Here is a 25,970-nt window from a genome sequence, read left to right on the forward strand (position 1 = left end):
GGCGGGCGCCGGGCGGCGGCAATCGGGCCGCGTCGCTAGAGCTTGTCGCCCGGGCCGGGCTCGTCGGCCGCGAGGTTGCGTGTGGATTGGCGCAGGAACAGGCGCGAGACCCACTCGGCGGTCGCGTGCCTGGTTTCGCCTTCGCTGGCGCGTAGCTCGGCCAGGGCGCCGTGCATCATCTTCTGCGTCAGCGCGCGCGACAGGGCCTCCATCACCGCGTCGACGTCGTCGCCGCGGGCGAGCAGCTTGCGGGCGCGGGCCAGTTCGGCGGCGCGCCATTCGTCGGCCTGCGAATTCAGGGCCTGGATCAGCGGCACGCTGGCCCGCTGGTCCAGCCAGTGCGAGAAGCTCTGCACGCCGGCATCGATGATGGCCTCGGCCTGGGCCACGGCGGCCTGGCGCTTCTCGCCGGCGGTCTGCACCACCTGCGTCAGGTCGTCGACGGTGTAGAGGTAGATGTCCGACAGGCGGGCAACTTCGGGCTCGATGTCGCGCGGCACCGCGAGGTCGACCATGAACATCGGGCGCCGGCGGCGTGCCTTGAGCGCCCGCTCCACGGCACCGAGGCCGATGATGGGCAGCGTGCTGGCGGTGCACGAGATCACCGCGTCGAACTCGTGCAGCCGGGCCGGCAGGTCGGCCAGCCGGATGGCCTGGGCGCCGAAGCGGCTGGCAAGCCTCTCGCCGCGCTCGAGGGTGCGGTTGGCCAGGGCCATCTGCCGGGGCTGCCGCGCGGCGAAGTGGGTCGCCACTAGCTCGATCATCTCGCCGGCCCCGACGAAAAGGACCTTGGTCTGCTGCAGATCCTCGAAGATCTGCGATGCCAGCCGCACCGTGGCGGCGGCCATGCTGATGGAATGCGCGCCGATCTCGGTCGAACTGCGGACCTCCTTGGCGACCGAGAAGGAGCGCTGGAACAGCTGGTGCAGGGTGGTGCCCAGCGTGCCGGCCTCGTTGGCGCCGCGGACGGCCTCCTTCATCTGGCCGAGGATCTGCGGCTCGCCCAGCACCATCGAATCCAGCCCGGAGGCGACACGGAAGGCGTGCCGCGCGGCTTCGCGGCCTTCGAGCACGTAGGTGTGGGCCAGCAGCTTGCCGCCCTCGATGCCGCCCTGGGCCGCGAGCCAGTCGATGGCGGGGCGGACCAGCTCTCTGCCGGCGTGGTCGTTGCCGGCGGCGACGTACAGCTCGGTGCGGTTGCAGGTGGAAAGAATGGCCGCTTCGGGCGCATGGCGCGGCTGCCGCTGCGGCCACTGGGCGCACAGCGCGCGCAGCGCCGGCGGCAGTTGCTCGGGCGGAAAGGCGAACCGGCCGCGCACGTCCAGCGGCGCGGTGGTGTGGTTCAGCCCGAGCGCGAGGACACTCATGGGTGCGAATTATAAAATTGGGGTCTTTCGCGGCGCTGAAGAACGCGCAGTGACCCGCCGCCGCGCTTGATGCCGATCAAGCCGCCGTTGTTTCCATCCACCCGAGCAATCCGATTTCGATGGGCCCGATAGACGCGTTGTGGCATGTGCTGAACTTTTTCGGGCCGGCGATCGGCGTCGGCCTGATCGCCAGCGGGCTGTGCAAGCTGCTGTGGTGGCGCTCGCTCAAGGCGGTGGCCTTCCGGCGGCTGGCCGCTTGGGCTGTCGCGGCCGGTGCTGCCGCGCTGGTCGGTGGCCTGGTGGCCTTCGGGCGCGATGGACGCATGGCGACGTACGGCCTGCTGTGCATTGCCACCGCGCTGGCGCTGTGGTGGCAAGGCCCGCGCAAGCTGCCCTGAGGCCGCCGGCGCTCAGGCCGACAGGGTTTCGGCGGTCACCACCTCGCCGCGCAGCGAGTGCGGCAACGCTTCGGTGATGGTCACCTCGACCATTTGCCCGACCAGCCGCGCCGCGCCGGCGAAGTTGACGATGCGGTTGCACTCGGTGCGGCCCATCAACTCGGCGGCGCTCTTGCGCGAAGGGCCCTCGACGAGGATGCGCTGCACCGTGCCCACGCGGGCCGCGCTATAGCGGCGGACGTTTTCCTCCAGCTTCGCCTGCAGCGCCTGCAGCCGGGCCAGCTTGGCCTCGTGCGGCGTGTCGTCGTGCAGCGCGGCTGCCGGGGTGCCGGGCCGAGGGCTGTAGATGAAGCTGAACGAGGCATCGAAGCCGATGTCGTCGATCAGCTTCATCGTCTTCGCGTGGTCTTCCTCGGTCTCACCGGGGAAGCCGACGATGAAGTCGGAGCTCAGCGAGATCTCCGGCCGCACCGCGCGCAGCTTGCGGATGGTGCTCTTGTACTCGAGCGAGGTGTAGCCGCGCTTCATGGCCGCCAGGATGCGGTCCGAGCCGTGCTGCACCGGCAGGTGCAGGTGGTTCACCAGCTGCGGGATGCGCCCGTAGGCGTCGATCAGGCGCTGGGTGAACTCGTTCGGGTGGCTGGTCGTGTAGCGGATGCGCTCGATGCCGGGGATCTCGGCGACGTACTCGAGCAGCAGGGCGAAATCCGCGATTTCGCTGGAGTCGCCCATGGCGCCGCGGTAGGCGTTCACGTTCTGGCCGAGCAGCGTGATTTCCTTCACGCCCTGGTCGGCCAGGCCGGCGACTTCGGTCAGCACGTCCTCGAAGGGGCGCGAGACCTCTTCGCCGCGGGTATACGGCACCACGCAGTAGGTGCAGTACTTGGAGCAACCCTCCATGATCGAGACGAAGGCCGAGGCGCCTTCGACGCGGGCCGGCGGCAGGTGGTCGAACTTCTCGATCTCGGGAAAGCTGATGTCGACCTGCGGTCGCTGCTGCTGCTGGCGCTGGGCGATCATCTGCGGCAGGCGGTGCAGGGTCTGCGGGCCGAACACCAGGTCGACGTAGGGCGCGCGCTCGATGATGGCCGCGCCCTCCTGGCTGGCCACGCAGCCGCCGACGCCTATCAGCACGCCCTTCTTCTTCAGGTGCTTGATGCGGCCGAGGTCGGAGAACACCTTCTCGGCGGCCTTCTCGCGCACCGAGCAGGTGTTGTAGAGCACCAGGTCGGCCTGCTCGACGTCGGTGGTCGGCTCGTAGCCTTCGGCGGCGCGCAGCACGTCGGCCATCTTGTCCGAGTCGTACTCGTTCATCTGGCAGCCGAACGTGCGGATGTAGACCTTCTTGCTCATGGCTTTCTCCAGGCCTGCGCGCTCTCGTCGAAGGTCCAGGCCTGCGCTTCGGCCGGCGTGCGCGGCCAGGGCTGCATGGCGATCTCGTCGGGCCTGAGGATCCACACTTCGTGCACCAGGCCCATCGAGTCGATGGTGAAGTTCACGACGTACTTGTTGCCCGCCAGCGCACCGGGCAGGGCCACCATGTTGCGCAGGTCGCGCACGCGCGAACCGGGCGACAGCTGCGCCGGCTGGCCATTGAGCTCGATCTGGGGCCAGCCGCCAAAGGCGATCTCGCCGCGCAGCGCGGTCCTCGGGAAGCGGCGCAATTGCGCCTGCATCTGCGCCTGGGCGGGCAGGGCCACGGCCAGGCAAGCGGCGCCCAGCGAGGAGAGCAGGAGACGGCGCGAGGCGCCGGCGGTGGGTGCGGCGCGGTCGGCACAGCGTTGCATGGTGTAGAGCCAGGGGCTGTGGAAAGGGTCGGATTTTAGCCGGCGGGGGGCCTGGCACGCCGCGTCCCGCGCGCTACTTCGTCACTGCTTCGAGCCCGTTGATGGATGCGGGCAAGACGAGATCCGCCCTCGGCGTCGTCAGGTCCCGCAGAAGGTCCGGAAGCCGGCGGTGACCTCGGGTGGCGCCGGTTCCGCGAAGGGCGCGAGCGATGGGTCGTCGTCGAACGGGCGGCGAACGGCGGCCAGCAACCGCTCGAAGGGGACGAGGTCGCCCTCATGCATGGCGGCGTTGAGTGCCTCCTCCACCCGGTGGTTGCGCGGGATGATCCACGGGCTCGCCTGGCGCATGCGCGAAGCCCGCTCGGTGGGGCGCGGGCCACCGGCGGCCTCGTCGCGCGCGCAGCGCTCGCGCCAGCGGGCGAGCCAGGCCTGCAGCGGGGCGGTGTCCGCGAACAGGGCCTGGAGCTTGGCGCCGTCACCCACGGCGGCGTCGGCCAGGAGCCGCCAGGCCAGGGTGAAGTCGATGGCCTGCGCGTGCAGCAGCCCGAGCCAGTCCTCGGCCAGGGCCGCATCCACCGTGTCGTCCGTCGGGGTGGCTGCGAACAGGCCCAGCTTGAGGCGCTGGCCGCGAAGCAGGGCAACCGCGTGCATCGAAGGGAATGCATCGATGACTTCCATCACGGCGCCTACCGCCTGCTGGATCGCCGCCTCGTCGTCGGCCGGTGCCATCAGTGGCAGCAAGGTCTCGGCGAAGCGTGCGAGGTTCCAACGCGCGATGAGCGGCTGGTTGGCGTAGGCGTAGCGGCCGCCATGGTCGATGCTGCTGAAGACCGCGCCCGGGTCGTAGGCCTCCATGAAGGCACAGGGTCCGTAGTCGATGGTCTCGCCCGACAGCGCCATGTTGTCGGTGTTCATCACGCCGTGGATGAAGCCCACGTTCATCCACTGGGCGATGAGCGAAGCCTGGCGCCGGGCCACGGCGCGCAGCAGGCCGAGCTCGCGCTGGGACGCGCCGGCGAGCTCCGGGTCATGGCGCGCGATGGTGTAGTCGGCCAGCCGGCGCAGCTGGTCGAGCTGCCCGCGCGAGGCAAAGAACTGGAAGGTCCCGACCCGCAGGTGGCTGGCCGCCACCCGGGTGAGCACGGCGCCGGGCAACGGGATCTCGCGGTAGACCATGTCGCCGGTCGCCGCCACGGCCAGCGCCCGGGTGGTGGGGATGCCCAGCGCGTGCATCGCTTCGCCGATCAGCACCTCGCGCAGCATCGGCCCGATCGCGGCCTTGCCATCGCCGCCGCGGGAAAACGGCGTGCGGCCCGAGCCCTTGAAGGCGATGTCGCGCCGCTGGCCGGTGCGGTCTATCACCTCGCCCAGCAGCAGCGCGCGGCCGTCACCCAGCTGCGGCGAGAAGCCGCCGAACTGGTGGCCCGCATAGGCCTGGGCGATGGGCTGGGCGTCGTCGGGCAGCACGTTGCCGGCAAAGAGGTCAGCGCCGTCCGCCTCGCGCAGTGCAGCGGGATCGAGGCCGAGCTCGAGCGCCAGCGGCTCGTTGAGGAATAGCAACCGTGGCGCGGGCGCTGAGGCGGGCTGCACGGCGGCATAGAAGCCGGGCAGCTCGCGGGCGTAGGTGTTGTCGAATCCGAAGGATGGCATCGCCCGAGTGTGCCGCGATCGGGGTGGCCTCGTCCGCCCAGGTGTCTCGGACTGATAGAGTCGCCGCATGTCGCCCAGCCCGCACGTCCCTCCCGCCTCGGCGGCCGGCGTGCGCGCGTCGAAAAAAGAAAAAGCCCGGCTCATCTGACCGGAGCTGCGGCTGCCGTCGTCGGATGAGCGACGGAGCCGGCCGGGCCGGCGGCGACTGTGCCTTGTTCCCTCGTGCGTCCCTCGGCGGTTGAACCCTCGGTCAACCTCAAAGGACGCTTCATGCCAACGCATTCCCCTTCCGCCTTCTCGGGCCTCTGGGTGCCGCTCGTCACGCCGTTTCGTGGCGGCGCGGTGGACCACGAGGCGCTCGCGGCGCTCACGCGCTCCATCGCCAACGACGGCGTCAATGGCTTCGTGGTCTGCGGCTCCACCGGCGAGGCGGCCGCGATGGACGAGGACGAGCAACTGGCTTGCCTGGCCACCGTCTCGCGGCACGCGCTCGGCCGGCCCCTCGTGATGGGCCTGAGCGGCTACCACCTCGGCCAGACCCGGTCCTGGGTGCAGTCTCTGTCGGCACTCGCGCGATCGCAGGTGCCGGGGCTCTGCGGCCTGCTGGTGCCCGCGCCGCACTACGTGCGCCCGTCGCAGGAGGGCCTTCGCCACTGGTTCGAGACGCTGGCCGATGCGAGCGAGCTGCCGCTCATCGTGTACGACATCCCCTACCGGACCGGCGCGGTGATCGCGCGGGAGACGATGCTGGCCCTGGCCGCCCATCCCAACATCGGGGCGGTGAAGGACTGCGGGGGCGACGCGGCCAGGACGCAGGCCCTGATCGCCGATGGCCGCCTCGCAGTCCTGGCCGGCGAGGACCTGCAGATCTTCGCCACCGTGGCGCTCGGTGGCGCCGGCGCGATCGCGGCCAGCGCACATCTGCACGCCGCCCGCTTCGTCGCGGTGCTTCACGCCCTGGCGAGAGGCGAACTGCACGAGGCCCGTGCGGCCTGGCAGCCGCTGGTGCCATTGATCGAGGCGCTGTTCACCGAGCCCAACCCGGGGCCGCTGAAGGCGGTGCTCGCGCAGCAGGGGCGGATGAGCGACGAGCTGCGCGCGCCGTTGACGGCTGCATCGCCTGCACTGCGCGAACGCCTCTCCGCCATCGAGGCCCGCTTCGATACGGCGTGATACCGCAAACGGCGGAAGGTCAAGCGCGCCGCGGCATCATGGACGCATGAGCAGCATCCTCGGCCGCGTGCAGCGCGTTCGCCACGAACTGAAATACCGCGACCTCGAGGTGCGGCAGGTCGAACGCCTGTCGCCCCACCTCGTGGCCGTCACCCTCGGCGGCGATTCGCTGTCCGACTTCGTCAGCCCGTCCTTCGACGACCACGTCAAGGTCTTCATCGACACGGGAGAGGAAGACCCGGCGCGGCGCGACTACACCCCACGGCGCTTCGACAACGAGGCACGCGAGCTGGTGATCGAGTTCGTGCTGCATGGGGACGGCCCCGCGGCCACCTGGGCAGAGCTGGCGCAACCAGGCCAGCCGTTGCGCATCGCCGGCCCGCGCGGCTCCTTCATCATCCCGACCGACTACGACTGGCACCTGCTGGTCGGCGACGAGACCGCATTGCCTGCCATCGCGCGACGGCTGGAGGAGTTGCCTGCAGGCACCCGCGCCCACGCCATCCTGCAGGTGCCCGACGAGGCCGACCGCCGCCCGCCTCGCACCGATGCCGACCTGACGCTCCGCTGGGTCGACGACGACGCGGCCTGCCTGGCTGCGATCCGCGCCCTCACGCTGCCGGCCGGCGAGGGCTATGTGTGGGCTGCGGGCGAGGCCGCGACGATGGCGGAGCTGCGGCGCATCCTCGTCGACGAAAAGGGCCACGACAAGCGGGCGATCCGCGCTGCGGCCTACTGGAAGCGCGGCGCCGCCGGCAGCGGCGAGAGCGAAGCTAGCGCGGGATGAGCACCTCGAACTGCACGGCCGGGCAGGCGATATCCACGCCCTGGTGCTCGGCGCGCGGCCGCTCCACCGGCCCGGCATGGGCCACGTGCAGGTCGACGATGTGCAGCTTCGGCTGCACGCGGTAGCGGCCCGGCACCGAAACATCGAAGGCCGGGGCCAGCTCGATCTCGGCGCTGACCGAGCCCCGGGGCTCCAGGCGCAGGTAGCTCTCGGCCTGGGGTTCGGCGCGCTTGACCATGGGACCCTGGTAGGGCACCGGCCGCCCATCGCGCTGGAGCTCGATGAAGGGCGCGAGCCATGAACCCTCGAACGGCGTGTTCCATTTCAGGACCTGCAGCGGCGCAGGGCCCGGGTTGCTCAGCGTGAAGCGCAGCACCACCGAGTGGCCGGCCGCCACGCGGGCCGGGGCTTCGACGGCACAGCGCAGCGCGGGAGCGGCCAAGGTGGGCATGGCGAGGGACCAGGCGGCTGCGCCGCACGCGAGCAGGAGCGCAGACCGCCGGTTCATCATCAGTTGAGGTAAGGGTTGTTTTCCGCGAAGTACTCGTGGCTGTCGGCGTTGTCGACGGCCTTGGTCGGGCTCGACTTGGCCAGGGCCGCCGCGGCCGTCTGCCCGTAGGCCCAGTCGTCGGTGCCCGCCACCACGGTGAAGTGTGACATCTCGTGCACGAGCGTGCCGCCCTTCGAATCGGTTCCCGTCATGGGTGCCCCCCAGAAGGCGCCGCAGACGTAGATCTTGTAGGGCGAGTCAGGGTAGACATAGGCGAAGGTGTCGGTGTCGTTGCACGAGCAGTCGAGGGTGATGGTCTTGGTGGTGAAGGCCGTTACCTCGTTGGCGTAGTGGGTCTGCACCGTGCTCTTGCGGGTGGCAGAGTAGGTGCCGAACCACTTCAGGTAGCGCGGCGTGCTCGCGGAGATGCCCGTGAGGTAGTTGTACGAGTTGGTGGCGTAGGTGGTGGCCGCGCTCACCGCGCTGGCCAGCGTGGACTTCTCGGACGAGGTGCAGGAGCCGGTGTAGGTGATGGTCGCGGCCTGCGCGCGGACCTTCTCCTGCTCGTCGTGGCGCTGCAGGGCGCTGCGGCCCGAGGTCCACAGCTGCACGGCGCGTTTCGACGCGACCTCGGCCTCGTTGCCGTGCCGGCCCCGGCCGAGGTAGCTGACGGCATAGCGGCCGTCCGTCAGGTCGAACGAACGACCCAGGTCGACCTGGAAGTTCAGCGTCGCGCCGGCTGCGATGGTGACGTAGTCCTCGGCCCTGGGGGACGCGCGCTTGATCAGCGGGCCCACATAGCGCGCCGGGCTGCCGTCCTCCTTCGTCACCTCGAACAACTTGCCCTGCAGGCCGCTGGACGGCAACTGCCACTTGAGCACCTTCACCGCGTGCGAGCCCTTGTTGGTGACGGCGACGTCGACCAGCACTTCGGCGTCGCCCTGGACGACCGGGTTCGGCAGCGAGAGCTGCACCGCCAGTTTGTCCTTCGCGCCGGCCTGGGCGCTCGTGGCGCAGGCGAGCGCCAGCACGCAAATCATCCAACCTGCCATTCGATGCATGGGATTTCTCCTAACGTTGTCAGTCGTTGTGACACACGCAGCCGGGCTTCGTGAGCCGCGGCCGCGCGAAATCTAGGAGCAGGCCCCATGCCGCAACAGCAGGATGTACCCCTGCCGTTGATCAATCTTGACCGAATCTCTGCCGGAGAGAGATCGCGTGTTCAGCGCTCGACGAAGGCGCGCTCGAACACGTAGTCGCCCGGCTCGCCCAGGCGCGGCGACACCTTCAGGCCGTACTCGTCGAGCAGGGCGCAGGTGTCCTTGAGCATGCTCGGGCTGCCGCAGATCATGGCGCGGTCGGCCTTCGGGTCGAGCGGCGGCAGGCCGATGTCGTTGAACAGCTTGTTGCTGTGCATCAGGTCCGTCAGCCGGCCCTGGTTCTTGAAGGGTTCGCGGGTGACGGTGGGGTAGTAGACGAGCTTGGCCCGGACGTCCTCGCCGAAGAACTCGTTGCCGGGCAGCTCCTCTTCGATCATCTGCGCGTAGGCCAGCTCGCTCTTGGTGCGCACGCCGTGCACCAGGACGACCTTCTCGTAGCGCTCGTAGGCCACCGGGTCCTTGATGATGCTGAGGAAGGGCGCGAGGCCGGTGCCGGTGCCGAAGAGGTAGAGGTGCTTGCCGGGAAGCACGTCGTCGATAAGCAGCGTGCCGTGGGCCTTGCGACCTACCAGCACCGAGTCACCCACGCGCAGGTGCTGCAGGCGCGATGTGAGCGGGCCGTTGGGCACCTTGATGCTGAAGAACTCCAGCCGCTCGTCGTAGTGCGCGCTGGCCACGCTGTAGGCGCGCATCAGCGGCTTGCCGTCGACCATCAGGCCGATCATCACGAACTGGCCGCTGTCGAAGCGCAGGGCCGCGTCGCGCGTGCACTGGAAGGTGAACAGCGACTCGTTCCAGTGGTGGACGTGGGTGACCTTCTCGGTGCTGTAGGCACTCATCTTGAAGAGGTGGCGGCGCTGCGAGTTGAGCTGCGCCGCAGCAGGATGGGAGCCCGCAATTACACCAGCTTCGCGATGGCCTCACCCATCTCGGTGGTAGACGCCGTTCCACCCAGGTCGCCGGTACGAGGACCCTCGGCCAGCACCGTCTCGATGGCCTTGAGGATCGCGTCGTGCGCGGCCTTCTCGCCGAGGAACTCCAGCATCAGCGCGCCCGACCAGATCATGGCCACCGGGTTGGCGATGTTCCTGCCGTAGATGTCGGGTGCCGAGCCGTGTACGGGCTCGAAGAGCGAGGGGAACTTGCGCTCGGGGTTCAGGTTGGCCGAAGGCGCCAGGCCTATCGTTCCGGTGGTGGCCGGCCCCAGGTCGCTCAGGATGTCGCCGAACAGGTTGGTGGCCACCACCACGTCGAAGCGCTGGGGCTGCAGCACGAAGCGGGCCGAAAGGATGTCGATGTGCTGCTTGTCGACCTTCACTTGCGGGTACTGCCGGCCGACCTCGTCGGCGCGCGCATCCCACCACGGCATGCTGATGGCGATGCCGTTGCTCTTGGTCGCGACGGTGAGCTGCCGGCGCGGGCGCGAATTCGCCAGCTCGAAGGCGTACTTCAGCACCCGATCGGCGCCGAAGCGCGAGTAGACCGACTCCTGGATCACGATCTCGCGCTCGGTGCCGGCGTACATCACGCCTCCGAGGTTGGTGTACTCGCCCTCGGTGTTCTCGCGCACGACGAAGTAGTCGATGTCGCCAGGCTGGCGCCCGGCCAGCGGGCAGGGCACGCCTTCGAACAGGCGCACCGGCCGCAGGTTGATGTACTGGTCGAACTCGCGCCGGAACTTCAGCAGCGAGCCCCACAGCGAGATGTGGTCGGGCACCGTGGCCGGCCAGCCGGCGGCGCCGAAGTAGATCGCGTCCTGGCCCTGCAACTGCTCCTTCCAGTCGGCCGGCATCATCGCGCCGTGCTGCAGGTAGTAGTCACAGGAAGCCCACTCGATCGGCGTCGTCTCGAGCCGGAAGCCGAAGCGACTGGCGGCGGCCTGCAGGACCCGCAGGCCCTCGGGCATCACTTCCTTGCCGATGCCGTCACCGGGGATGGCGGCGATGCGATAGGTCTTGCTCATGGTGTCTCGAGGCGGGTGAAGTTTCAGTGGACCGAGCCGTGGCCACCATACCGCGGTTCCCTGACCCCGCAGCAGGGCGTGGCCTCTGCCGCACGCGCCTTCGCGAGGACCGTGAGGCCCCGAGCCACAATCGCCCGATGCCCGAAATCGACCCCGACCTGATCGCGCGCCAAGTGGTGTGGATGGCCTTCGCGCTGGGCGCGGCCTTCGGCGCCATCGCCCAGCGCACGCACTTCTGCACCATGGGCGCGGTGGCCGACATCATGACCATGGGCGACTGGACGCGAATGCGCATGTGGGTCCTGGCCATCGCGGTGGCCATCCTCGGCTTCAACGGCATGGTGGCACTGGGCTGGGTGGAGGCGGGCAAGAGCCTGTACGCCGGCCCGCACCTGGCCTGGGCCTCGATGCTGCTGGGCGGCCTGCTCTTCGGCTTCGGCATGGTCATCGCCTCGGGCTGCGGCAGCCGCAACCTGGTCCGGCTCGGCGGCGGCAACCTCAAGTCGCTTGTCGTGCTGCTGGTGCTGGCGGTGGCTGCCTTCGCAACGCTGAAGGGACTGACCGCGACCTGGCGCGTCGCCACCATCGACCGCGTGGCGATCGACCTGCCCACCAGCCAGGACCTGCCGTCGCTGCTCGCGGCGGGCAGCGGCTGGCCGGTGCCGCGCGTGGCCGCGGTGCTGGGCACGCTCATCGGCCTGGCGCTGATCGGCTGGGTGCTGCGAAGGCCGGAGGGGCGAGGCGGCGCGGTGTGGTCGGGTGGCGTGGGCATCGGGCTGGTGATCGTCGCGCTGTGGTGGGCCAGCGGGCGCTATGGCCATCTGGTGGAGGACCCGCGCACGCTGGAGGAGGCCTTCCTCGCCACGAACTCGCACCGCATGGAGGCGCTGAGCGCCGTCGGGCCGGTGGCCTATGCGCTCGAATGGCTGCTGTACACCAGCGACGCCTCGATGAAGCTGACGCTGGGCATCGCCGCCGTGGCGGGCATCGCGGCCGGTGCGTGGGCGATGGCGCTGGCGCGGCGCGAGTTCCGCTGGGAGGGATTCGCGAGCGCGAGCGACACCGCGCACCACCTCACGGGGGGCGCTCTGATGGGCGTGGGCGGCGTGCTGGCGCTGGGCTGCACCATCGGCCAGGGCCTGTCGGGCGTCTCCACGCTTTCGGTGGGCAGCTTGCTGGCGCTGGCCGCGCTCGTGGGCGGCGCGCTGCTGGGCCTGCGCTACCAGGAGTGGCGGCTGGAACGCTCCGCCTGAATCAGCGGCCGCCGGCCGGCAGCAGGCGCTCTTGCGGCGGGACTTCGGCCTGCGGGTCCAGCTCGATCGCGACCTGGGTGCACACCGCGCGGCACAGCGTGGCGACGCGCTCGCACTGCAGCCGGTAGTAGATCTGCGTCGAGTCGCGCCGGCGGCCAAGCACCCCGGCCCGGTACAGCGTGGACAGGTGCTGCGACATGTTGGGCTGCGTGGTCTCGATCTGCTCCAGCAGCTGCGAGACGTTCTTCTCGCCTTGGCACAAGGCGCTGATGATCTTCAGCCGCACGGGGGTCGAAAGCAGCGAGAAAAGCTCGGCGACCGACTCGAAGACGGCGTCCTGGTCGGGCGAGGTCGGCAGCGGCATGAGGCGATTCTATGAGCGTGTGCTCATGTACCGATACGCATCAACGGAAGTGGTAGTGGTCCCGGTTGAGCACCGCGGCGATCGCGTCCAGGTCCTCGGGAAAGAGCTGCAGCTTCAGCTCGGTGCTGCAGTACTCGACCATGGTGCGCAAGGCCGAAGGCGTGTTGATGCGGCCCTGCGGCCGGTAGATCGCCTGCCCATCGCCGCCCACCTTCCGGGCATGGCATTGGTTGCAGCGGTGCTCCTGGATCAGGCGCTCGCCGAGCTGGAGGTCGGCGCCCTCAAAGGGCGGCGGCGCGGCCGACATGGCGCTGGTCACGCCGGCGGCGAACACCGCGGCGGCGGCGATGGATCCGTGGCGGCGCAGTGGCATGGCAGCACTCCTTCGCGGCATGTGACGAGAACCAGGGGCAGTATGCGCCGCGTGCGGTGGCGGCATCAGCGACCTTGGTGCTCCATCAGCAGGTACGTGTTGTAGGCGTTGATGCGGTTGGCCGCCTGGAACAGCGGCAACCCGGCGAAGCGGCTCCAGTCGGTGCGCGCATAGGCCTCTTCGAAAGGCTCCATCTCGCGGGCCGCGGCGCCCATGCGGTCGCGCAGGTACTGCAGGTAGTCGCGGGTCAGCGTGATGTCGGCCACCGGGTCGGTCGAAGCCGCGCCGTGGCCGGGCACCAGCACCTTGGGCTTCAAGCTCAGCAGCCGGTCCAGCGCCTCTATCCAGGCGCGGCTGTCGGCCTGGCCGACGAAGGGGATGCGGCCGCGAAAGAGCAGGTCGCCGCCGTAGAGCACGCCGCGGTCCGGCAGGTAGACGACGAGGTCCTCCGGCGTGTGCGCCGGCCCGACAGGGCGAATGAGCAGGCGCACGCCGCCCAGCTCCAGGGTGGTGTCCGCTTTCGGGTCCGGGACGCCGAGCCAGCGGTCGGGTTCGACGAGCCGGGTGTTCTCGTCGACCCAGGGAAACAGGTCTTGCCGGCTCGCGGCCAGGCGCTGCCGGGCGGCGTCCGAGGCGAGGTACTCGCGCGCCGCGGTATGGGCCAGGATGGTGGCGCCGGCCTGCTTGAACACCTGCAGGCCATAGATGTGGTCGGCGTGGTAGTGCGTGGCGATGACGTAGCGGATCGGCTGCGGGGTGATCCGCCGGATCTCCGCCAGCAGCCGGCGCGCGAGCGGCGGCGAGCCGAGCGCGTCGATCACCACCACGCCGGCGGGCGTGACGACGAAGCCGGCGTTGGAGATGAAGTTCTGGTTGGCCGCCGAGCCCAGCGCCGCTTCGCCTTGCACGAACCACGCGCCCTCGGCCAGCTGCACCGGCCGCATCTCGATGGTCGCCACCTCGGTCTCGGCCGGGGCTGCACTGGCCGGGCCGAGCAGCAGCGCTGCCGCCCCACGGCAGAGCACGCAGCGCCGCGAGACCATGGCGCGTCAGCCCATCAGGCCGGGGTTGCCCGCCACGCCGACCAGGGTGGGCGTGTTCAGCGCACGCGGCTTCACGCGGCCGCCGGGCTGCGACTTGAGCCACGGCTCGACCACTTCCCAGACCGGCCGCGTTCCAGGCGCCGTGCGTGCGGCCTCGGCCACGGGCGCCCAGCCGGCGACCTTGTAGGTCTTGCCCGCCTCGATCGGCTTGCCCTTCAGCCGCATGTTGTCGATGCGCCGGCCCATCGCCTCGCCCGGCGTGCAGGTGTAGCTCAGGCCGCCAACGCGCACCATGTCGCCGCCCTGCTGGTAGTACGGATCAGGGTTGAACAGGTTGTCGCAGACGTCCTCGAGCACCGTCTTGATCGTCTCGCCGCTCATCTCGCTGACGGTCGCGTAGGGGTAGGTGATCGCCAGCTGGTCCATCATCGCCTCGCGGGTGATCACCTCGCCCGGCAGCAGCGTCGTGCCCCAGCGGAAACCCGGCGAGAAGGCGATGTCGGCGCCTTGCACCTCCATCAACGCATCGCAGATCAGCTGGTCCCAGCTGCCGTTGAAGTTGCCGCGCCGGTAAAGCAGCCCGTCGCTGACGGCGAGCTTGTCGGCCAGTCGAGCCTCGTAGGGCGCACGGACCTTGGCGATCAACGCTTCCATCGCCGGGTCGGCGGGCAACTGGTTCGAGAACACCGGTAGCAGCCGGTAGCGGAAGTCGGCGACGCGGCCGCCCTTGAGCTCGAAGTCCATCACGCCGAGGAACTTGCCGTTCGAGCCGGCGTTGGTGACCAGCGTCTTGCCGCCCGCATTGGCGACCGGGATGGCCACCGGCACCCCATCGTGGGTGTGGCCGCCGAAGATGGCATCGATGCCGCGCACGCGGCTGGCCATCTTCAGGTCCACGTCCATGCCGTTGTGGCTGAGCAGGACCACCACCTGCGCCCCCTTGGCGCGCACCTGGTCGACGAGCTTCTGCAGGGGCTCTTCCTGGATGCCGAAGGTCCAGTCGGCGACGAAGTAGCGCGGGTTGGCGATGGGCGTGTAGGGGAAGGCCTGGCCGATGATGGCGCAGGGCACGCCGTTGATCTCGCGCATCAGGTGTGACTCGAACTCCGGGTCGCCGAAGTCGGCGGTCTTCACGTTCTGCGCGAGGAAGCTGATGCGACCCTTGAGATCCTTCTCGACGATCTCCCGGACGCGCTCCATGCCGTAGGTGAATTCCCAGTGCCCGGTCATCACGTCCACGCCGAGGAGCTTGGCGGCCTCGACCATGTCCTGCGCCTCGGTCCACAGCGAGGTGGCCGAACCCTGCCAGGTGTCGCCGCCGTCGAGCAGCAGGGCGCCCGGGCGGCTGGCCTTGAGCCGCTTCACCAGGGTGGCGAGGTGGGCGAAGCCGCCGACCCGGCCGTAGCGGCGCGCGGCTTGCTCGAAATCGAGGCAGGTGTAGGCATGCGCCAGCTCGGTGCCCGGCCGCAGGGCCGCGCGTTGCAGCAGCGCGTCTCCGACCAGGTGCGGCCACTGCCCCAGCATCGAACCGACACCGAGGTTGACGCTCGGCTCGCGAAAGCTCAGCGGCTTCAACTGCGCATGGCAGTCGGTCATGTGCAGGAACGAGACGCTGCCGAAGCGCGGCGCTTCGTACAGCCCCTCGCTCGCGGTGGCGGCATCGGCCTCGGCCCAGCGCGCCAGTCCCATGCCGGCGGCCGAGGCCGCGCCCAGGACCTGGAGGAAGTCCCGCCTGCTGATTCCCATACCGGCCAAGGCCTACTGCGCGTTGACCGGCGACTGGGGATCCAGCAGCAGCGCCATCAGGTGCTTGAGCTGCATCTCGTTGAGCAGGCCCTTGTGGCCGAAGCGCGGCATGTTGGAGCAGGCCTTGTACGCCCAGGAGTTGTTGAGCTTGCCCCAGGTGTACTGCAGCATCGGCAGCGCGGCGGGGTCGGCCGGGTTGGTCACCCCGCGCAGCTTGCCGTACTGGTACAGGCTCGGTCCTATGGTGCCGAAGGAGATCTCGGCCTTGTTGATCTGGTGGCAGTTGTAGCAGCTGGCGCCGTTGCCGGCTGGGTCGGCGCTCTTGTCGGTCCAGGTCATGCCGCGGCCGTTCTGGGCCAGCTTCTCGCCCTCGCGCCAGTCACCGAGGTACTTGCCATCGCCGGGCGGCCGGATGGTGGCGCGGGCTTCGGCCTCGATGCGCTGCGTGTCGCTGGCATTGGCCTGGTGTGCCGCAGAGCAGGCGGCCTGGTCGGCATCCTGCTCGATGCGGTCCACCGTGGCGATGCCCTCGCTGCGGAAGGAGGCCTTCATCATGGCCTGGAAGTCCCGGTCCATCTGCTCCGAGCTGGGCCCGGTGGCGCAGCCCATCACGGCTGCAGCAATCAGTGCCAGGCCGGCGCGTGGGAGGTGTCGTGGCGTCATGTGCTTTCCTCAGCGCTTGAGCGATGGTGCGATGGACTCGGCGCCCTTGGCGTTGACGCCCATGAAGACACCCAAGGCAATGGTGACGTCCGACGCGTAGCCGGGGTAGGGGAAGCGCTGCTGGCGGTAGCAGTCGTTCAGCCGGCGCTGCATGGTCCACAGCTCGCCGCTGGAGACCCGGTAGGCCGGCCAGGCCGCGAAGCCTATGCCGTCGCCCGGGTTGGTGCGCAGGTCGGGCAGGTCCTGCAGGCGGATGCGCTTGCCCGATTCGCCATGGCAGGTCGCGCAGGAGAAGTCCATCGGCCCGCCGCGGAAGTAGAAGGCCTTTTCGCCCAGGGCGTACATGCGCTTTTCTTCCGGGTGGGCCTGCGGCAGGTTCATGCGCAGCCCACGCGACTCGGCGGAGATCCACGCCGCCAGCGCCTCCATCGACTTCTGCTCGCCCTTGCCGAAGGGCGACTTCGCGACCTCCTCGGCGGCGATGCCCTGCAGCGTCTCCATGCAGGTCAGCAGGCGCGATTCGAGGTCCTGCACGCGCTTGGTGTCGGGGAACCAGCGAGGCAGCTGCACCCAGGCACCCTTGACCACGCCCGGGCCGAGGCCGAGGTCGCAGCGCTCGAGCGAGGCGTTCTTCGGCCCGCGCGGCTCCTTCCACAGGGCCTCGCCCCGGGCCTCGAACAGCTCGGCGGGATTGCCGTCGGCCAGCATCGCGCGGTATTCGGCGATGCCGTCGGCAGTGCTCTTCTGGCCTTGTGCGCTGCCGGCGGCCAGGGTCAGGCCCAGGGCCGCTAGCGTGGCGCCCAGGGCGGCGGCGGTGCCTGTCTTGAAAACGGATGCTTGCACGCGGTCTCCTGCAAGGGAGGGGTGGAAAGTGTCAGCTGATAACGGCTTCGTCGGTGCGGCGGTCGCCCTTGTTGTCGACCCAGGTGATGCTCACCTTGTCGCCGGCCTTGGCGCCCTTGATGCTGAACTGCAGGAAGGGATTCTTGGAGATCGACGGACCCCACTGGGCGGTCATGACGGTCTTGCCGTTGAGGGCCGCACTGACTTCGCGGATGTGCCAGGCCGGGATGGCGACGCCGTTGGCATCCTTGCGCAGGCCGGTCTCCATCTCGTGGCTCATCAGCACCCGCACGGTGGCGGCGTTGCCCGCGGATTGGGCGCGTATGCGCATCGGATCTGCCATTCGAGGCTCCTCAGATTTCGTTGACCAATTTCGCATTCATGTCATTCCCCCACGAGGCGCTCCTCAGGAGCCGCCTCCCTTCCAGGGCGGGCGCGGATTCGGATTAGCCGGTCCGCTGCGCGAGCCCCCTCGGGGGGCAGCCCCCGGCAGGGGGCGTGGGGGCTTCATTCACCCGCCGCAGCCCCCGAGCGTGACCTTGATTTCCTTCTGCGCGAACAGCACCTTGCCGTCGGCCATCATCGCCACGGCGTAGACGTTGGACGACTGGGCCATCTTCACGCGCGTCGAGAAGTTGGCCTCCACCGCGTCGCTCACGTCGAAGGCCGCGGCGAGCACCGAAGGGTTCTTCTCGATCAGGATCAGCACGCGCTTGACCCCCGGCAGCGCGGTGGCCGCGCCTATGGGCACGACGGCGCCGTTCTCGGCGATGTCGGGGCCGGTGATGGTGACGTCCTTGCTTTCGGTGGGCGGCGAGCCGCCGATCGCCTTGATCGCTTCGGCCACGCTCTTGGCCTCGAAGGCCGGCTGGTTCCAGTCGGCCCGCGCCAGCGCCGGCCACAGGCCCGCCGAGGCCATCAGGCCGGCCACCGTGGCACTGCGGGCCAGCATCTCACGTCGCTTCAGCATGCTCGTGCACTCCTTGACTCATGCGGATTCAGGTGTAAACGGCCGGCAGCGTACCGGCAAGCGGCCCAACCCTGAACGGGCGGGCCTATTTGCGGGCGCCGTCGGCCAGCCACTGCGCGATCGCCCGCGCGTCGGCGTCGGAAAGGTTTTGAGGCGGCATCGGGATCGCCCCCCAGCTGCCGGAGCCGCCAGTGCGGATCTTCTCGCTCAGGTAGACGAGCGCATCGCTGCGGCTGCCATGCCGGGCCGCGACGTCGACGAAGGCCGGCCCGATGAGCTTGCTGTCGATGGCGTGGCACGCGACGCAGCCGTGGCCCTGGAGCAAGCTCACCGCTGGCGGCGTGTCGGCACGATCCGCGGCGGCGGGCGCGCCCGTGCCGACACCGTGTTGCGGACCGACGGCGCGTGTCTGGTCGGCCAGGTTGCCATGGGCATTGCGCGCGTGATCGGGAAGCAGCGACGACACCTTGGCCTCGGTGGCGCAGTCGTGCATGCAGGCGGGGGCCCGGACGTCCGGCTGCGTCGCGATGCCGGGCAGCGAGCGGCCCGGCCACAGCGCGTGCGCGGTCGTCATGCCGTTCCGGTTGGGCAGCCTGGATTGGGCTTCGGCCATGGTGCGGTCGGACAGGACGAAATCGTCCGGCACCACGCCACCCAGGTTGAGCAGGAAGGCCGAGACCGCATAGACCTCGTCGACCTTGAGCGACTTGGGCGCGTTCCACGGCATGGCGCGATGGATGTAGTCCCACAGCGTCGAGACCGTGGGCAGCTTCATCAAGGTGGTGCGGGCGGGGAAGGCCGGATCCATCAGGCGGGCCGCATGGCCGGTCTTCACGTCCTCGGCGGTGGTGCCGCCCACCAGCGGGTTGAACACCTGGTTGGACTCGCCGAAGATGCCGTGGCAGGAGGCGCACTTCGCTTCCCAGATGTCCTGGCCCTGGGCGACGGAGCCGCTGCCCGGGGGCAGGCCCTTGAAGTCAGGCCTCACGTCGATGTCCCAGGCGGCGAGTTCCTTGGCCGTCGCCGGGCGGCCTATGCCGGGGTAGCTCGAGGGCGGGGCCACGGCGGCGGGCTGCGCGATCTGAGTCACCAGCGCGAGGCCCAGCACCGCCATGCGCAGGGTGCGGCGAGTCTCAGGAGAGCTGGACATTGCGCACCTCTCCGTTCTCCTGCACCAGCCAGCTCTGGATGGCGTTGTTGTGGTAGATCGAGCGGCGCCCCCGCACGGCGCGCAGCTGCGCATAGGTGGGCTGCACGTAGCCGGTCTCGTCGGTGGCGCGGCTTTGCACGATGGCCGGCTTGCCGTCCCACACCCAGTCGATGGAAAAGCGTGTGAGGCACTTGCTCATGATCGGCGATTCGAGCCGGGCAGGCCGCCATTGGCGGCCTCCGTCGACCGAAACATCCACCGCCTTGATCGTGCCGCGGCCCGACCAGGCGAGCCCGGAGATGCTGAAGAAGCCCTGGTCCAGCAGCACCTGCCCGCCGGAGGGCGTGGTGACCACGCTCTTGCACTCCTGCGTGCTGCTGTACTGGCGGTGCAGGCCGTCGGGCATCAGGTCGATGTAATGGATGGATTCGTCCTTGGTGCCGTAGGGCTGGTCGCCGACCTCGATGCGCCGCAGGTACTTCACCCAGCTCACGCCCTGCACGCCGGGCACGACCAGGCGCAGCGGGTAGCCGTTCTCGGGCCGCAGCATCTCGCCGTTCTGGCCGTAGGCCACCAGCACCTCGCCGGACTCGACCAGCTCCATCGGGATGGTGCGGGTCATGGAGGAGCCGTCCGCGCCCTCGGCCAGCAGGTAGCGGCCGCGCTTCGCATCGACCCCGCAATGCTCTAGCAGCAGCTTCAGAGGCACGCCGGTGAACTCGCTGCAACTGAGCATGCCGTGCGTGTACTGCACGGTCGGCACGGCCACGTTGCCCCACTCCATCCCGGTGTTGGCGCCGCATTCGATGAAGTGCAGGCGGGACACGGCCGGAAGCCGCATCAGCTCGTCCATGGTGAACACCTTGGGCGTCTTCAACAGTGATGCGTCGGAGCCGTTGATCATCAGGCGGTGCCTGGACGGGTCGATGTCCCACCAGCCCTGGTGATGACGCTCGAAGTGCAGGCCGCTGGGCGTGATGATGCCGAACAGCGACTGCAGCGGCGCAAAGGACACCGAGGCCTGCGCGGTCTGGGTCAGCCCGGGACTCTGGCGGCGCTGCACGTTGGCTTCGTACTTCGAAGGCCTGCCGTAGCCGTCGTAGGCGACGGGCCGGCCCAGGCCGGCGCTGTGCTCGGGCAGGTTCAGGATGTTGGGGTCGCCCCCATCGGCGGGAGCTGGGTTCGACTGTGCCTGCGTGCGCGCGGAAGTGGCGGCCGCGGCTCCGGCGACAGCGGCCGAAAGGACGCCGCGGATGAAGTCGCGCCGGCCCTGGGCAGCCTCGCTGCGCACGGCGCCGATGACCGCCGCGTCCAGGAAGTGCTCCGGCGCCTTGCGCAGGCGGCCCGGGATTCCGGCGCTGGCCCCGGGCAGCGACTCACTCGAGCTCACGCGTCCTCCTCATGTGCCCATCACAATATAAGCACATGGAAATATTAGAGCCGTGCAGGCCGCCCGCCACTGGTGGAAGTACGGGCTCGGGCCGCTCAGGGCCGGATGTAGGCGTAGCCCTGGATTTGCAGCTTGCTCAGGCGCACCACGCCCGAAGGCGTGAAGTCGGCCTCCTGGATGAACTGGTCGCGCTTGAGGCCGCGGTTCTTCAGCGTGATCTCGCAGACCTCGAACTTCACGCCGCGGCCTCGCAGCGCCGACACCAGTGGCGCATAAGCGGTGCCGGACTTCTCTTCCTTCGCATCCTCCATGAGGAAATCCACCCCGGCGCCCAGCGTGACGACGGTGATCTGCGCCGTCGGGTCGACGTCCAGGTGGTTGCGCAGGTTGCGCAGTGCGGGCAAGGCCTGCGCCTGCGAATCACTGACGTGGTAGACGACCTTGTCCTGTGCCACCGCCCAGCCCGAAGCCAGGAGCAGCAGGAGGGCGGCCAGCCATCGACGCGTGTACATCGTGCCTCCTTCGCGCAATGCGGGAAGGACGATTGTGCGCTTCGGTCCGCGCACCCGCGCACCGGTGTTCGCCATGCGTTTCGATGAGCTGAACCAGGCCGGAGCGGCCGCGGCAGGACGCTTGCGGTATCGCCCTGCCGGAAAACGAAAACGGGCTGCACCGTAGGATGCAGCCCGTTGAGACCTCTTGGTGGCGCTTCAGGGATTCGAACCCCGGACCTGCGGATTATGATTCCGTCGCTCTAACCGACTGAGCTAAAGCGCCAACAGCCTTCCATTATATAGCGGATCTGGCCGGCGCCAGCAAGCCTTCATGTTCAGCTTCTTCAAGAAAAAGCCCGTACCTGCGCCGGCACCTGCGGCCCCCGATCTTCGCGGCGCCATGGCTCCGACGCCGGCATTGGCGGAGCCCGCGCCAGCCAACGTCGCGGTGCCAGCAACTCCGGCGCAGGCCCCTGTGCCGGCACCGGTGCCCACGCCGCCCGCGGCTGTGCGCCCGCCTGTCCCCCCTTCGCCTGCGCCCGCCGCCAAGGTCGCCGCGTCGACGCCCGAGCCCGTCCCCGAGCCGGCGCCTGCGCCTGCGCCTGCGCCTGCGCCGCCGGCCGAGCGCGCCGGTTGGTTCGGCCGCCTGCGGCAAGGTCTGGCCAAGACCGGCACCAGCATCGCGCAGGTCTTCACCGGCACGCGCATCGACGAGGCGCTTTACGAGGAGCTCGAATCCGCCCTGTTGATGGCCGACGCCGGCGTCAAGGCGACCGAGCACCTGCTGGCCGATCTGCGCCGCCGCGTCAAAGAGCGCAAGGCCGAGCGGCCGGAGGAGGTCCGCGCGCTGCTGGCCGATGCCCTGGCCGAGTTGCTCGCGCCGCTGGAGCGCCCGCTGGAGATCGGCCGGCACCAGCCCACCGTGATGATGGTGGTCGGCGTCAACGGCGCCGGCAAGACGACCAGCATCGGCAAGCTCACACGGCACCTCGCCGATGCCGAGCAGAAGGTGCTGCTGGCCGCAGCCGACACCTTCCGCGCCGCTGCACGGGAGCAGCTCGCCATCTGGGCCGACCGCAACCAGGTGCAGATCGTCAGCCAGGAGGGCGGCGATCCGGCGGCAGTGACCTACGACGCGGTAGTCGCCGGCAAGTCGCGCGGCGTCGACGTGGTCATCGCCGACACGGCCGGGCGCCTGCCCACCCAGCTGCACCTGATGGAGGAGCTGAAGAAGATCCGCCGCACCATCGCCAAGGCCGAGTCCAGTGCACCCCATGAGGTGCTGCTGGTCGTGGACGGCAACACCGGCCAGAACGCCCTGGCGCAGGTCCGCGCCTTCGACGACGCGCTCAAGCTCACCGGCCTCATCGTCACCAAGCTCGACGGCACGGCCAAGGGCGGCGTGCTCGCCGCCATTGCGCGCGAGCGGCCGGTGCCGGTCTACTTCGTCGGCGTGGGCGAGAAGCTCGAGGACCTCGAGACCTTCGACGCCCGCGAGTTCGCGCAGGCGCTGCTCGGCTGACGCGTCGGGCTTGCGCCGCGCGGCCGGTCGTCGGTCGCGGCGTAAGACTGGAGCGGGCCGATTCGAAGCGGCCTGCCCAGGCAAGCCCTGCGAAACCTTCGCTCCGCAGCCGAAGGGCGCCTCAACTCCGCGGCGGTTTCTTCGCGGCTGGCGGCCCGTCGAGATCGCTGTACCACGTCGTGGGCGGCGGCTCGCGGGAGGCATCGTCGATCTGGCCTTCGCCCTCCCGCACCTCGGCGGTGGGGATGGTGGTCAGCGGGCCGCCGCCCGCCGGCGCCCGGGCCAGCGCCGCGCGTTCGGCGGCGACTTCGCGGGGCAGCAGCGTCTCGCGCACCGACTGCGGCGTCGGCAGCTCCCCCTCCGCCCACACCAGCACCCGCACGCCGGCCGCCTTGAGCACGCGCGTCATGCGCTGGTGGCGCTGGCGGCTTCTCTCGCTCTCCTGGGTCGGGCGGATCTCGACCACCGCCAGCACTTCCGAGTTGCGGTCGCAGACGACCATGTCGGCGCTCAGCTGCCCCACCCGCGACAGCCATTCGCCGTAGGAGTAGCGCGTGGGCACGCGGATGAAACGAGCCAGCGGCACCTGCGCGAGCACCATGTGGTTGGGCAACGCCTTGCACAAGGTCTCGTAGGCCTGGCGCTCGGTGGAACTGAGCACCCGGGTCAAGGTCGGTGGCCAGTCGGCCACGGTGTCGCGCGCCTCGCTCACCCGCGGCGCCGGGCCGCGCTGGCCGTGCAGGCGCTTGCCCTTCCACCACATCAGCGCCGGCGCGCCGATCGCCAGCAGCGCCAGCAGGGCCCAGATCATCACTGTCTCCATGGGACCCTCCTCGCAGAAGTGGTGGGGTGGCCCGGCGAACTCAGCGCAGGCCCGGCCCGCCCATGCCGCCCATGCCCTTCATGCCGCCCAGGCGCTTCATCATCTTCATCAGGCCGCCGCCCTTCATCTTCTTCATCATGCCCTGCATCTGCTCAAACTGGTTGAGCATGCGGTTGACGTCCTGGATCTGCACGCCCGCGCCTTGCGCAATGCGGCGCTTGCGGCTGGCCTTGGACTTGCCTTCCAGCAGCAGCGAGGGCTGGCGGCGCTCCTTGGCGGTCATGGCGTTGAGCATGCCCTCCATGCGCCGCATGTCTCGCTCTGCGCGGTCCATGTCGGCCTGGCCGGCCTTGGCGGCGAGCTGGGTCGGCAGCTTCTCCATCAGCGAGCCCAGGCCGCCCATCTTCTTCATCTGCGAGACCTGGGACAGGAAGTCGTTCAGGTCGAAGCCGTCGCCCGACTTGACCTTGTCGGCCAGCTTCTTCGCGGCATCGAGGTCGACGCCCTTCTGCACCTCCTCGACCAGGGCGACGATGTCGCCCATGCCGAGCACGCGGCCCGCATGGCGATCGGCGTCGAAGACCTCCAGGCCGTCGATCTTCTCGGACACGCCGGCGAACTTGATCGGCGCGCCGGTGATCTGCCGGACCGACATGGCGGCGCCGCCGCGCGAGTCGCCGTCGAGCTTGGTCAGCACGATGCCGGTCAGCGGCAGCGCCTCCTTGAAAGCCTTGGCGGTGTTGATCGCGTCCTGGCCCTGCATCGCATCGACCACGAACAGCGTCTCGACCGGCTGCAAGGCGGCGTGCAGGTCGCGGATCTCGGCCATCAGCGCCTCGTCGATCGCCAGCCGGCCGGCGGTGTCGACCAGCAGCACGTCGATGTAGTGCTTCTTTGCGTAGTCGAGCGCGGCCAGGGCGATGTCTCGCGGCTTCTGGTCGGGCGTGGAGGCGAACCACTCGGCGCCGGCCTGCTTGGTGACCGTCTTCAGCTGCTCGATGGCCGCCGGCCGGTAGACGTCGGCCGAGACCGTGAGCACCTTCTTGCGGCGCTTCTCGATCAGGTGCTTGGCCAGCTTGGCCGTGGTGGTGGTCTTGCCCGCGCCCTGCAGGCCGGCCATCAGGATGACGGCGGGCGGCTGGGTCGCCAGGTCGATGTCGGCCACGCCCTCGCCCATGGTCGCGGCGAGTTCCTTGTGGACGATGGAGACCAGCACCTGCCCGGGGTTGAGCGAGCCCACCACCTCCTGGCCCAGGGCCTTGTCCTTGACGCGGGCGACGAAGTCGCGCACGACGGGCAGGGCGACGTCGGCCTCGAGCAGGGCCATGCGGACCTCGCGCAGCATGTCCTGCACGTTGGTCTCGGTGATGCGGGCCTGGCCGCGCATGGTCTTGACCAGCCGGGACAGGCGTTCGGTAAGGGTGGATGCCATGGGGTTGCGCGTGGCACCGGCCAGGCCGAAGGGCCACGGTGACGGACTGCACGCGCCAGTAAACTGTGGCCATGATTTTATCCGCTGACCCCACGGTGCTCTTTGCCGTGGCGGCCGTGCTGGCCTACCTGGGCGCGCTGATGCCGGCGGCACCGGATCGCCGTTGGCCCGTGCAACTGCTCTTCGCGGCCTGGGTCCTGCATGCCATCGTGCTGCTGGCCGGCGCCGGCGTGTGGGCGGGCGAGGGCCAGGGGCTGCGCCTCGGATTCGCCCCAGTGCTGTCGCTCACCGTGTGGCTGGTGCTGGCGGTCCATGGTGTCGAGAGCCGCTTCCTGCCGCTGGCCGGCCCTCGCCGTGCGCTGGCGCTGGCTGGCGCGCTGGCCGTCCTGCTCGGCTGGTTCTTTCCAGGCGAAGTCCGTGCCATCGCCCATTCCCGCTGGGCGCCGATGCACTGGGTGCTGGGACTCACGTCGTACGGGCTGTTCGGCGCGGCCGTGCTGCACGCGATCCTGCTGGACACCGCCGAGAACCGGCTGCGCCACAGGGGCCCGGGCACCGGCTCGGGCACCGTCGGCGCCGGCCTGCCCCTGCTCAAGCTCGAGCGCCTGACCTTCCGTTTCGTCGAGGCCGGCTTCGTGGTGCTGACATTGGCGCTGTGGCTCGGCCTGCAATCCGAGACGCAGTGGCACTGGGACCGCAAGAGCGTGCTGTCCGTGCTCGGCTGGGCCACCTTCGCCGCACTGATCATCGGCCGCCTGTGGCGGGGTTGGCGCGGCCGCCAGGCCACCCGCTGGCTCTACGCCGGCTCCCTGCTGCTTCTGCTCGCCTATGTCGGCACGCGCTTCGTCTACGAGGTCGTGCTGCAGCGTCCCCCCGCATGATCAAGTTGTTGTTGACGATCGCCATCGTCGTGGTGGTCCTGATGTTCTGGTTCGGCAAGGGCCGGGGCGGCGGCGCTTCGCAGAACGGCGCGACGCGGCGGCGCACGCCGGGCCCGCAGCCCATGGTGTCCTGCGCACATTGCGGCCTGCACCTGCCGCAGCCCGATGCGCTCGAGGGCGAGGGCGGGCGGCACTACTGCAGCGTCGAGCACCGGCGCCTGGGCCCCGGCTCCAACGGCCGCAGTTGA

28 protein-coding genes and 1 tRNA gene are annotated in these 25,970 nt (G+C 69.6%); 7 read left to right on the plus strand and 22 right to left on the minus strand.

Features of this window, described 5'->3' with window-relative positions; all coding sequences use genetic code 11:
* Nucleotides 1–35: 35 nt before the first annotated feature.
* Complete coding sequence (gene hemA, locus ACS5PM_RS16020; protein WP_439388658.1) at nucleotides 36–1,367, minus strand: glutamyl-tRNA reductase; 1,332 nt, start codon at nucleotides 1,365–1,367, stop codon at nucleotides 36–38.
* A 119-nt stretch (nucleotides 1,368–1,486) separates the two neighbouring features.
* On the opposite strand from hemA, the gene ACS5PM_RS16025 reads away from it, so the two are divergent.
* On the plus strand, nucleotides 1,487–1,765 hold the full coding sequence (locus tag ACS5PM_RS16025; protein WP_439388659.1) for a hypothetical protein: 279 nt from the start codon (nucleotides 1,487–1,489) through the stop codon (nucleotides 1,763–1,765).
* 12 nt (nucleotides 1,766–1,777) lie between these two features.
* On the opposite strand, the gene miaB is transcribed toward ACS5PM_RS16025, so the two are convergent.
* From miaB to ACS5PM_RS16040, 3 genes are all read right to left on the minus strand, one after another.
* A complete protein-coding gene (gene miaB, locus ACS5PM_RS16030) occupies nucleotides 1,778–3,118 on the minus strand; it encodes a tRNA (N6-isopentenyl adenosine(37)-C2)-methylthiotransferase MiaB (protein WP_439388660.1) in 1,341 nt (446 codons plus the stop codon).
* Nucleotides 3,115–3,552 carry a hypothetical protein gene (locus tag ACS5PM_RS16035; RefSeq protein WP_439388661.1) on the minus strand — a complete coding sequence of 146 codons (438 nt, stop codon included), beginning with the start codon at nucleotides 3,550–3,552 and terminating at the stop codon, nucleotides 3,115–3,117. Before ACS5PM_RS16035 ends, miaB begins: the two co-directional genes overlap by 4 nt.
* A 138-nt stretch (nucleotides 3,553–3,690) precedes the next feature.
* On the minus strand, nucleotides 3,691–5,202 hold the full coding sequence (locus tag ACS5PM_RS16040; RefSeq protein ID WP_439388662.1) for a protein adenylyltransferase SelO: 1,512 nt from the start codon (nucleotides 5,200–5,202) through the stop codon (nucleotides 3,691–3,693).
* 270 nt (nucleotides 5,203–5,472) lie between these two features.
* Between ACS5PM_RS16040 and dapA the strand changes: the two genes are divergently transcribed.
* Nucleotides 5,473–6,375, plus strand: a complete 903-nt coding sequence (gene dapA, locus ACS5PM_RS16045) for a 4-hydroxy-tetrahydrodipicolinate synthase (RefSeq protein WP_439388663.1) — start codon at nucleotides 5,473–5,475, stop codon at nucleotides 6,373–6,375.
* Between the two features lie 46 nt (nucleotides 6,376–6,421).
* A complete protein-coding gene (locus tag ACS5PM_RS16050) occupies nucleotides 6,422–7,162 on the plus strand; it encodes a siderophore-interacting protein (RefSeq protein ID WP_439388664.1) in 741 nt (246 codons plus the stop codon).
* Here ACS5PM_RS16050 and ACS5PM_RS16055 read toward each other — a convergent pair.
* From ACS5PM_RS16055 to ACS5PM_RS16070, 4 genes are all read right to left on the minus strand, one after another.
* On the minus strand, nucleotides 7,149–7,613 hold the full coding sequence (locus tag ACS5PM_RS16055; RefSeq protein ID WP_439388665.1) for a hypothetical protein: 465 nt from the start codon (nucleotides 7,611–7,613) through the stop codon (nucleotides 7,149–7,151). The two genes, ACS5PM_RS16050 and ACS5PM_RS16055, sit on opposite strands and share 14 nt — an antisense overlap.
* Before the next feature lie 59 nt (nucleotides 7,614–7,672).
* Nucleotides 7,673–8,713, minus strand: coding sequence for a M35 family metalloendopeptidase (locus ACS5PM_RS16060; RefSeq protein WP_439388666.1), 1,041 nt, complete (start codon nucleotides 8,711–8,713; stop codon nucleotides 7,673–7,675).
* A 161-nt stretch (nucleotides 8,714–8,874) separates the two neighbouring features.
* Nucleotides 8,875–9,651, minus strand: a complete 777-nt coding sequence (locus tag ACS5PM_RS16065) for a ferredoxin--NADP reductase (protein WP_439388667.1) — start codon at nucleotides 9,649–9,651, stop codon at nucleotides 8,875–8,877.
* A 59-nt stretch (nucleotides 9,652–9,710) separates the two neighbouring features.
* Nucleotides 9,711–10,775, minus strand: coding sequence for a tartrate dehydrogenase (locus ACS5PM_RS16070; protein ID WP_439388668.1), 1,065 nt, complete (start codon nucleotides 10,773–10,775; stop codon nucleotides 9,711–9,713).
* 137 nt (nucleotides 10,776–10,912) lie between these two features.
* On the opposite strand from ACS5PM_RS16070, the gene ACS5PM_RS16075 reads away from it, so the two are divergent.
* A complete protein-coding gene (locus ACS5PM_RS16075) occupies nucleotides 10,913–12,028 on the plus strand; it encodes a YeeE/YedE family protein (protein WP_439388669.1) in 1,116 nt (371 codons plus the stop codon).
* 1 nt (nucleotide 12,029) lies between these two features.
* Here the strand turns inward: ACS5PM_RS16075 and ACS5PM_RS16080 are convergent, their stop codons facing one another.
* From ACS5PM_RS16080 to ACS5PM_RS16135, 12 genes are all read right to left on the minus strand, one after another.
* On the minus strand, nucleotides 12,030–12,392 hold the full coding sequence (locus ACS5PM_RS16080; protein ID WP_439388670.1) for an ArsR/SmtB family transcription factor: 363 nt from the start codon (nucleotides 12,390–12,392) through the stop codon (nucleotides 12,030–12,032).
* Nucleotides 12,393–12,432: 40 nt separating this feature from the next.
* On the minus strand, nucleotides 12,433–12,765 hold the full coding sequence (locus ACS5PM_RS16085) for a hypothetical protein (RefSeq protein WP_439388671.1): 333 nt from the start codon (nucleotides 12,763–12,765) through the stop codon (nucleotides 12,433–12,435).
* 65 nt (nucleotides 12,766–12,830) lie between these two features.
* Complete coding sequence (locus tag ACS5PM_RS16090) at nucleotides 12,831–13,808, minus strand: MBL fold metallo-hydrolase (protein ID WP_439388672.1); 978 nt, start codon at nucleotides 13,806–13,808, stop codon at nucleotides 12,831–12,833.
* Nucleotides 13,809–13,814: 6 nt separating this feature from the next.
* On the minus strand, nucleotides 13,815–15,554 hold the full coding sequence (gene soxB, locus ACS5PM_RS16095) for a thiosulfohydrolase SoxB (RefSeq protein WP_439388673.1): 1,740 nt from the start codon (nucleotides 15,552–15,554) through the stop codon (nucleotides 13,815–13,817).
* A 12-nt stretch (nucleotides 15,555–15,566) separates the two neighbouring features.
* Nucleotides 15,567–16,217: a sulfur oxidation c-type cytochrome SoxX gene (gene soxX, locus ACS5PM_RS16100; RefSeq protein ID WP_439388674.1), complete on the minus strand. Its 651-nt coding sequence runs from the start codon at nucleotides 16,215–16,217 to the stop codon at nucleotides 15,567–15,569.
* Between the two features lie 9 nt (nucleotides 16,218–16,226).
* A complete protein-coding gene (gene soxA, locus ACS5PM_RS16105) occupies nucleotides 16,227–17,060 on the minus strand; it encodes a sulfur oxidation c-type cytochrome SoxA (RefSeq protein WP_439388675.1) in 834 nt (277 codons plus the stop codon).
* Between the two features lie 31 nt (nucleotides 17,061–17,091).
* Nucleotides 17,092–17,403, minus strand: a complete 312-nt coding sequence (gene soxZ, locus ACS5PM_RS16110) for a thiosulfate oxidation carrier complex protein SoxZ (RefSeq protein ID WP_439388676.1) — start codon at nucleotides 17,401–17,403, stop codon at nucleotides 17,092–17,094.
* Between the two features lie 168 nt (nucleotides 17,404–17,571).
* The gene (gene soxY / locus ACS5PM_RS16115; protein WP_439388677.1) at nucleotides 17,572–18,030 is read right to left on the minus strand and encodes a thiosulfate oxidation carrier protein SoxY; all 459 of its coding nucleotides are present in this window, start codon (nucleotides 18,028–18,030) and stop codon (nucleotides 17,572–17,574) included.
* 85 nt (nucleotides 18,031–18,115) lie between these two features.
* Nucleotides 18,116–19,180, minus strand: a complete 1,065-nt coding sequence (locus tag ACS5PM_RS16120) for a c-type cytochrome (RefSeq protein ID WP_439388678.1) — start codon at nucleotides 19,178–19,180, stop codon at nucleotides 18,116–18,118.
* The gene (gene soxC / locus ACS5PM_RS16125; protein ID WP_439388679.1) at nucleotides 19,164–20,570 is read right to left on the minus strand and encodes a sulfite dehydrogenase; all 1,407 of its coding nucleotides are present in this window, start codon (nucleotides 20,568–20,570) and stop codon (nucleotides 19,164–19,166) included. The genes ACS5PM_RS16120 and soxC overlap by 17 nt, the downstream gene beginning before the upstream one ends.
* A 95-nt stretch (nucleotides 20,571–20,665) precedes the next feature.
* The gene (locus ACS5PM_RS16130; RefSeq protein WP_439388680.1) at nucleotides 20,666–21,082 is read right to left on the minus strand and encodes a DsrE family protein; all 417 of its coding nucleotides are present in this window, start codon (nucleotides 21,080–21,082) and stop codon (nucleotides 20,666–20,668) included.
* 188 nt (nucleotides 21,083–21,270) lie between these two features.
* Nucleotides 21,271–21,347 (minus strand) — tRNA-Met (locus ACS5PM_RS16135).
* Nucleotides 21,348–21,395: 48 nt separating this feature from the next.
* Here ACS5PM_RS16135 and ftsY point away from each other — a divergent pair.
* Nucleotides 21,396–22,586, plus strand: a complete 1,191-nt coding sequence (gene ftsY, locus ACS5PM_RS16140; protein WP_439388681.1) for a signal recognition particle-docking protein FtsY — start codon at nucleotides 21,396–21,398, stop codon at nucleotides 22,584–22,586.
* A 121-nt stretch (nucleotides 22,587–22,707) separates the two neighbouring features.
* Here ftsY and ACS5PM_RS16145 read toward each other — a convergent pair whose 3' ends face one another.
* Together ACS5PM_RS16145 and ffh are read right to left on the minus strand one after the other, a co-directional pair.
* Entirely contained in the window at nucleotides 22,708–23,409 is a 702-nt protein-coding gene (locus ACS5PM_RS16145; protein ID WP_439388682.1) for a DUF2726 domain-containing protein, read from the minus strand.
* A gap of 40 nt (nucleotides 23,410–23,449) precedes the next feature.
* Nucleotides 23,450–24,841: a signal recognition particle protein gene (ffh, locus tag ACS5PM_RS16150; protein WP_439388683.1), complete on the minus strand. Its 1,392-nt coding sequence runs from the start codon at nucleotides 24,839–24,841 to the stop codon at nucleotides 23,450–23,452.
* Nucleotides 24,842–24,912: 71 nt separating this feature from the next.
* Here ffh and ACS5PM_RS16155 point away from each other — a divergent pair, with 71 nt between their 5' ends.
* Nucleotides 24,913–25,722 (plus strand): cytochrome C assembly family protein, encoded by an 810-nt coding sequence (locus ACS5PM_RS16155; RefSeq protein WP_439388684.1) that lies wholly within the window; start codon nucleotides 24,913–24,915, stop codon nucleotides 25,720–25,722.
* Nucleotides 25,719–25,970: a PP0621 family protein gene (locus tag ACS5PM_RS16160; protein WP_439388685.1), complete on the plus strand. Its 252-nt coding sequence runs from the start codon at nucleotides 25,719–25,721 to the stop codon at nucleotides 25,968–25,970. Before ACS5PM_RS16155 ends, ACS5PM_RS16160 begins: the two co-directional genes overlap by 4 nt.

It is taken from the genome of Ideonella flava, assembly GCF_051857595.1.
Taxonomy (GTDB): domain Bacteria; phylum Pseudomonadota; class Gammaproteobacteria; order Burkholderiales; family Burkholderiaceae_C; genus Ideonella.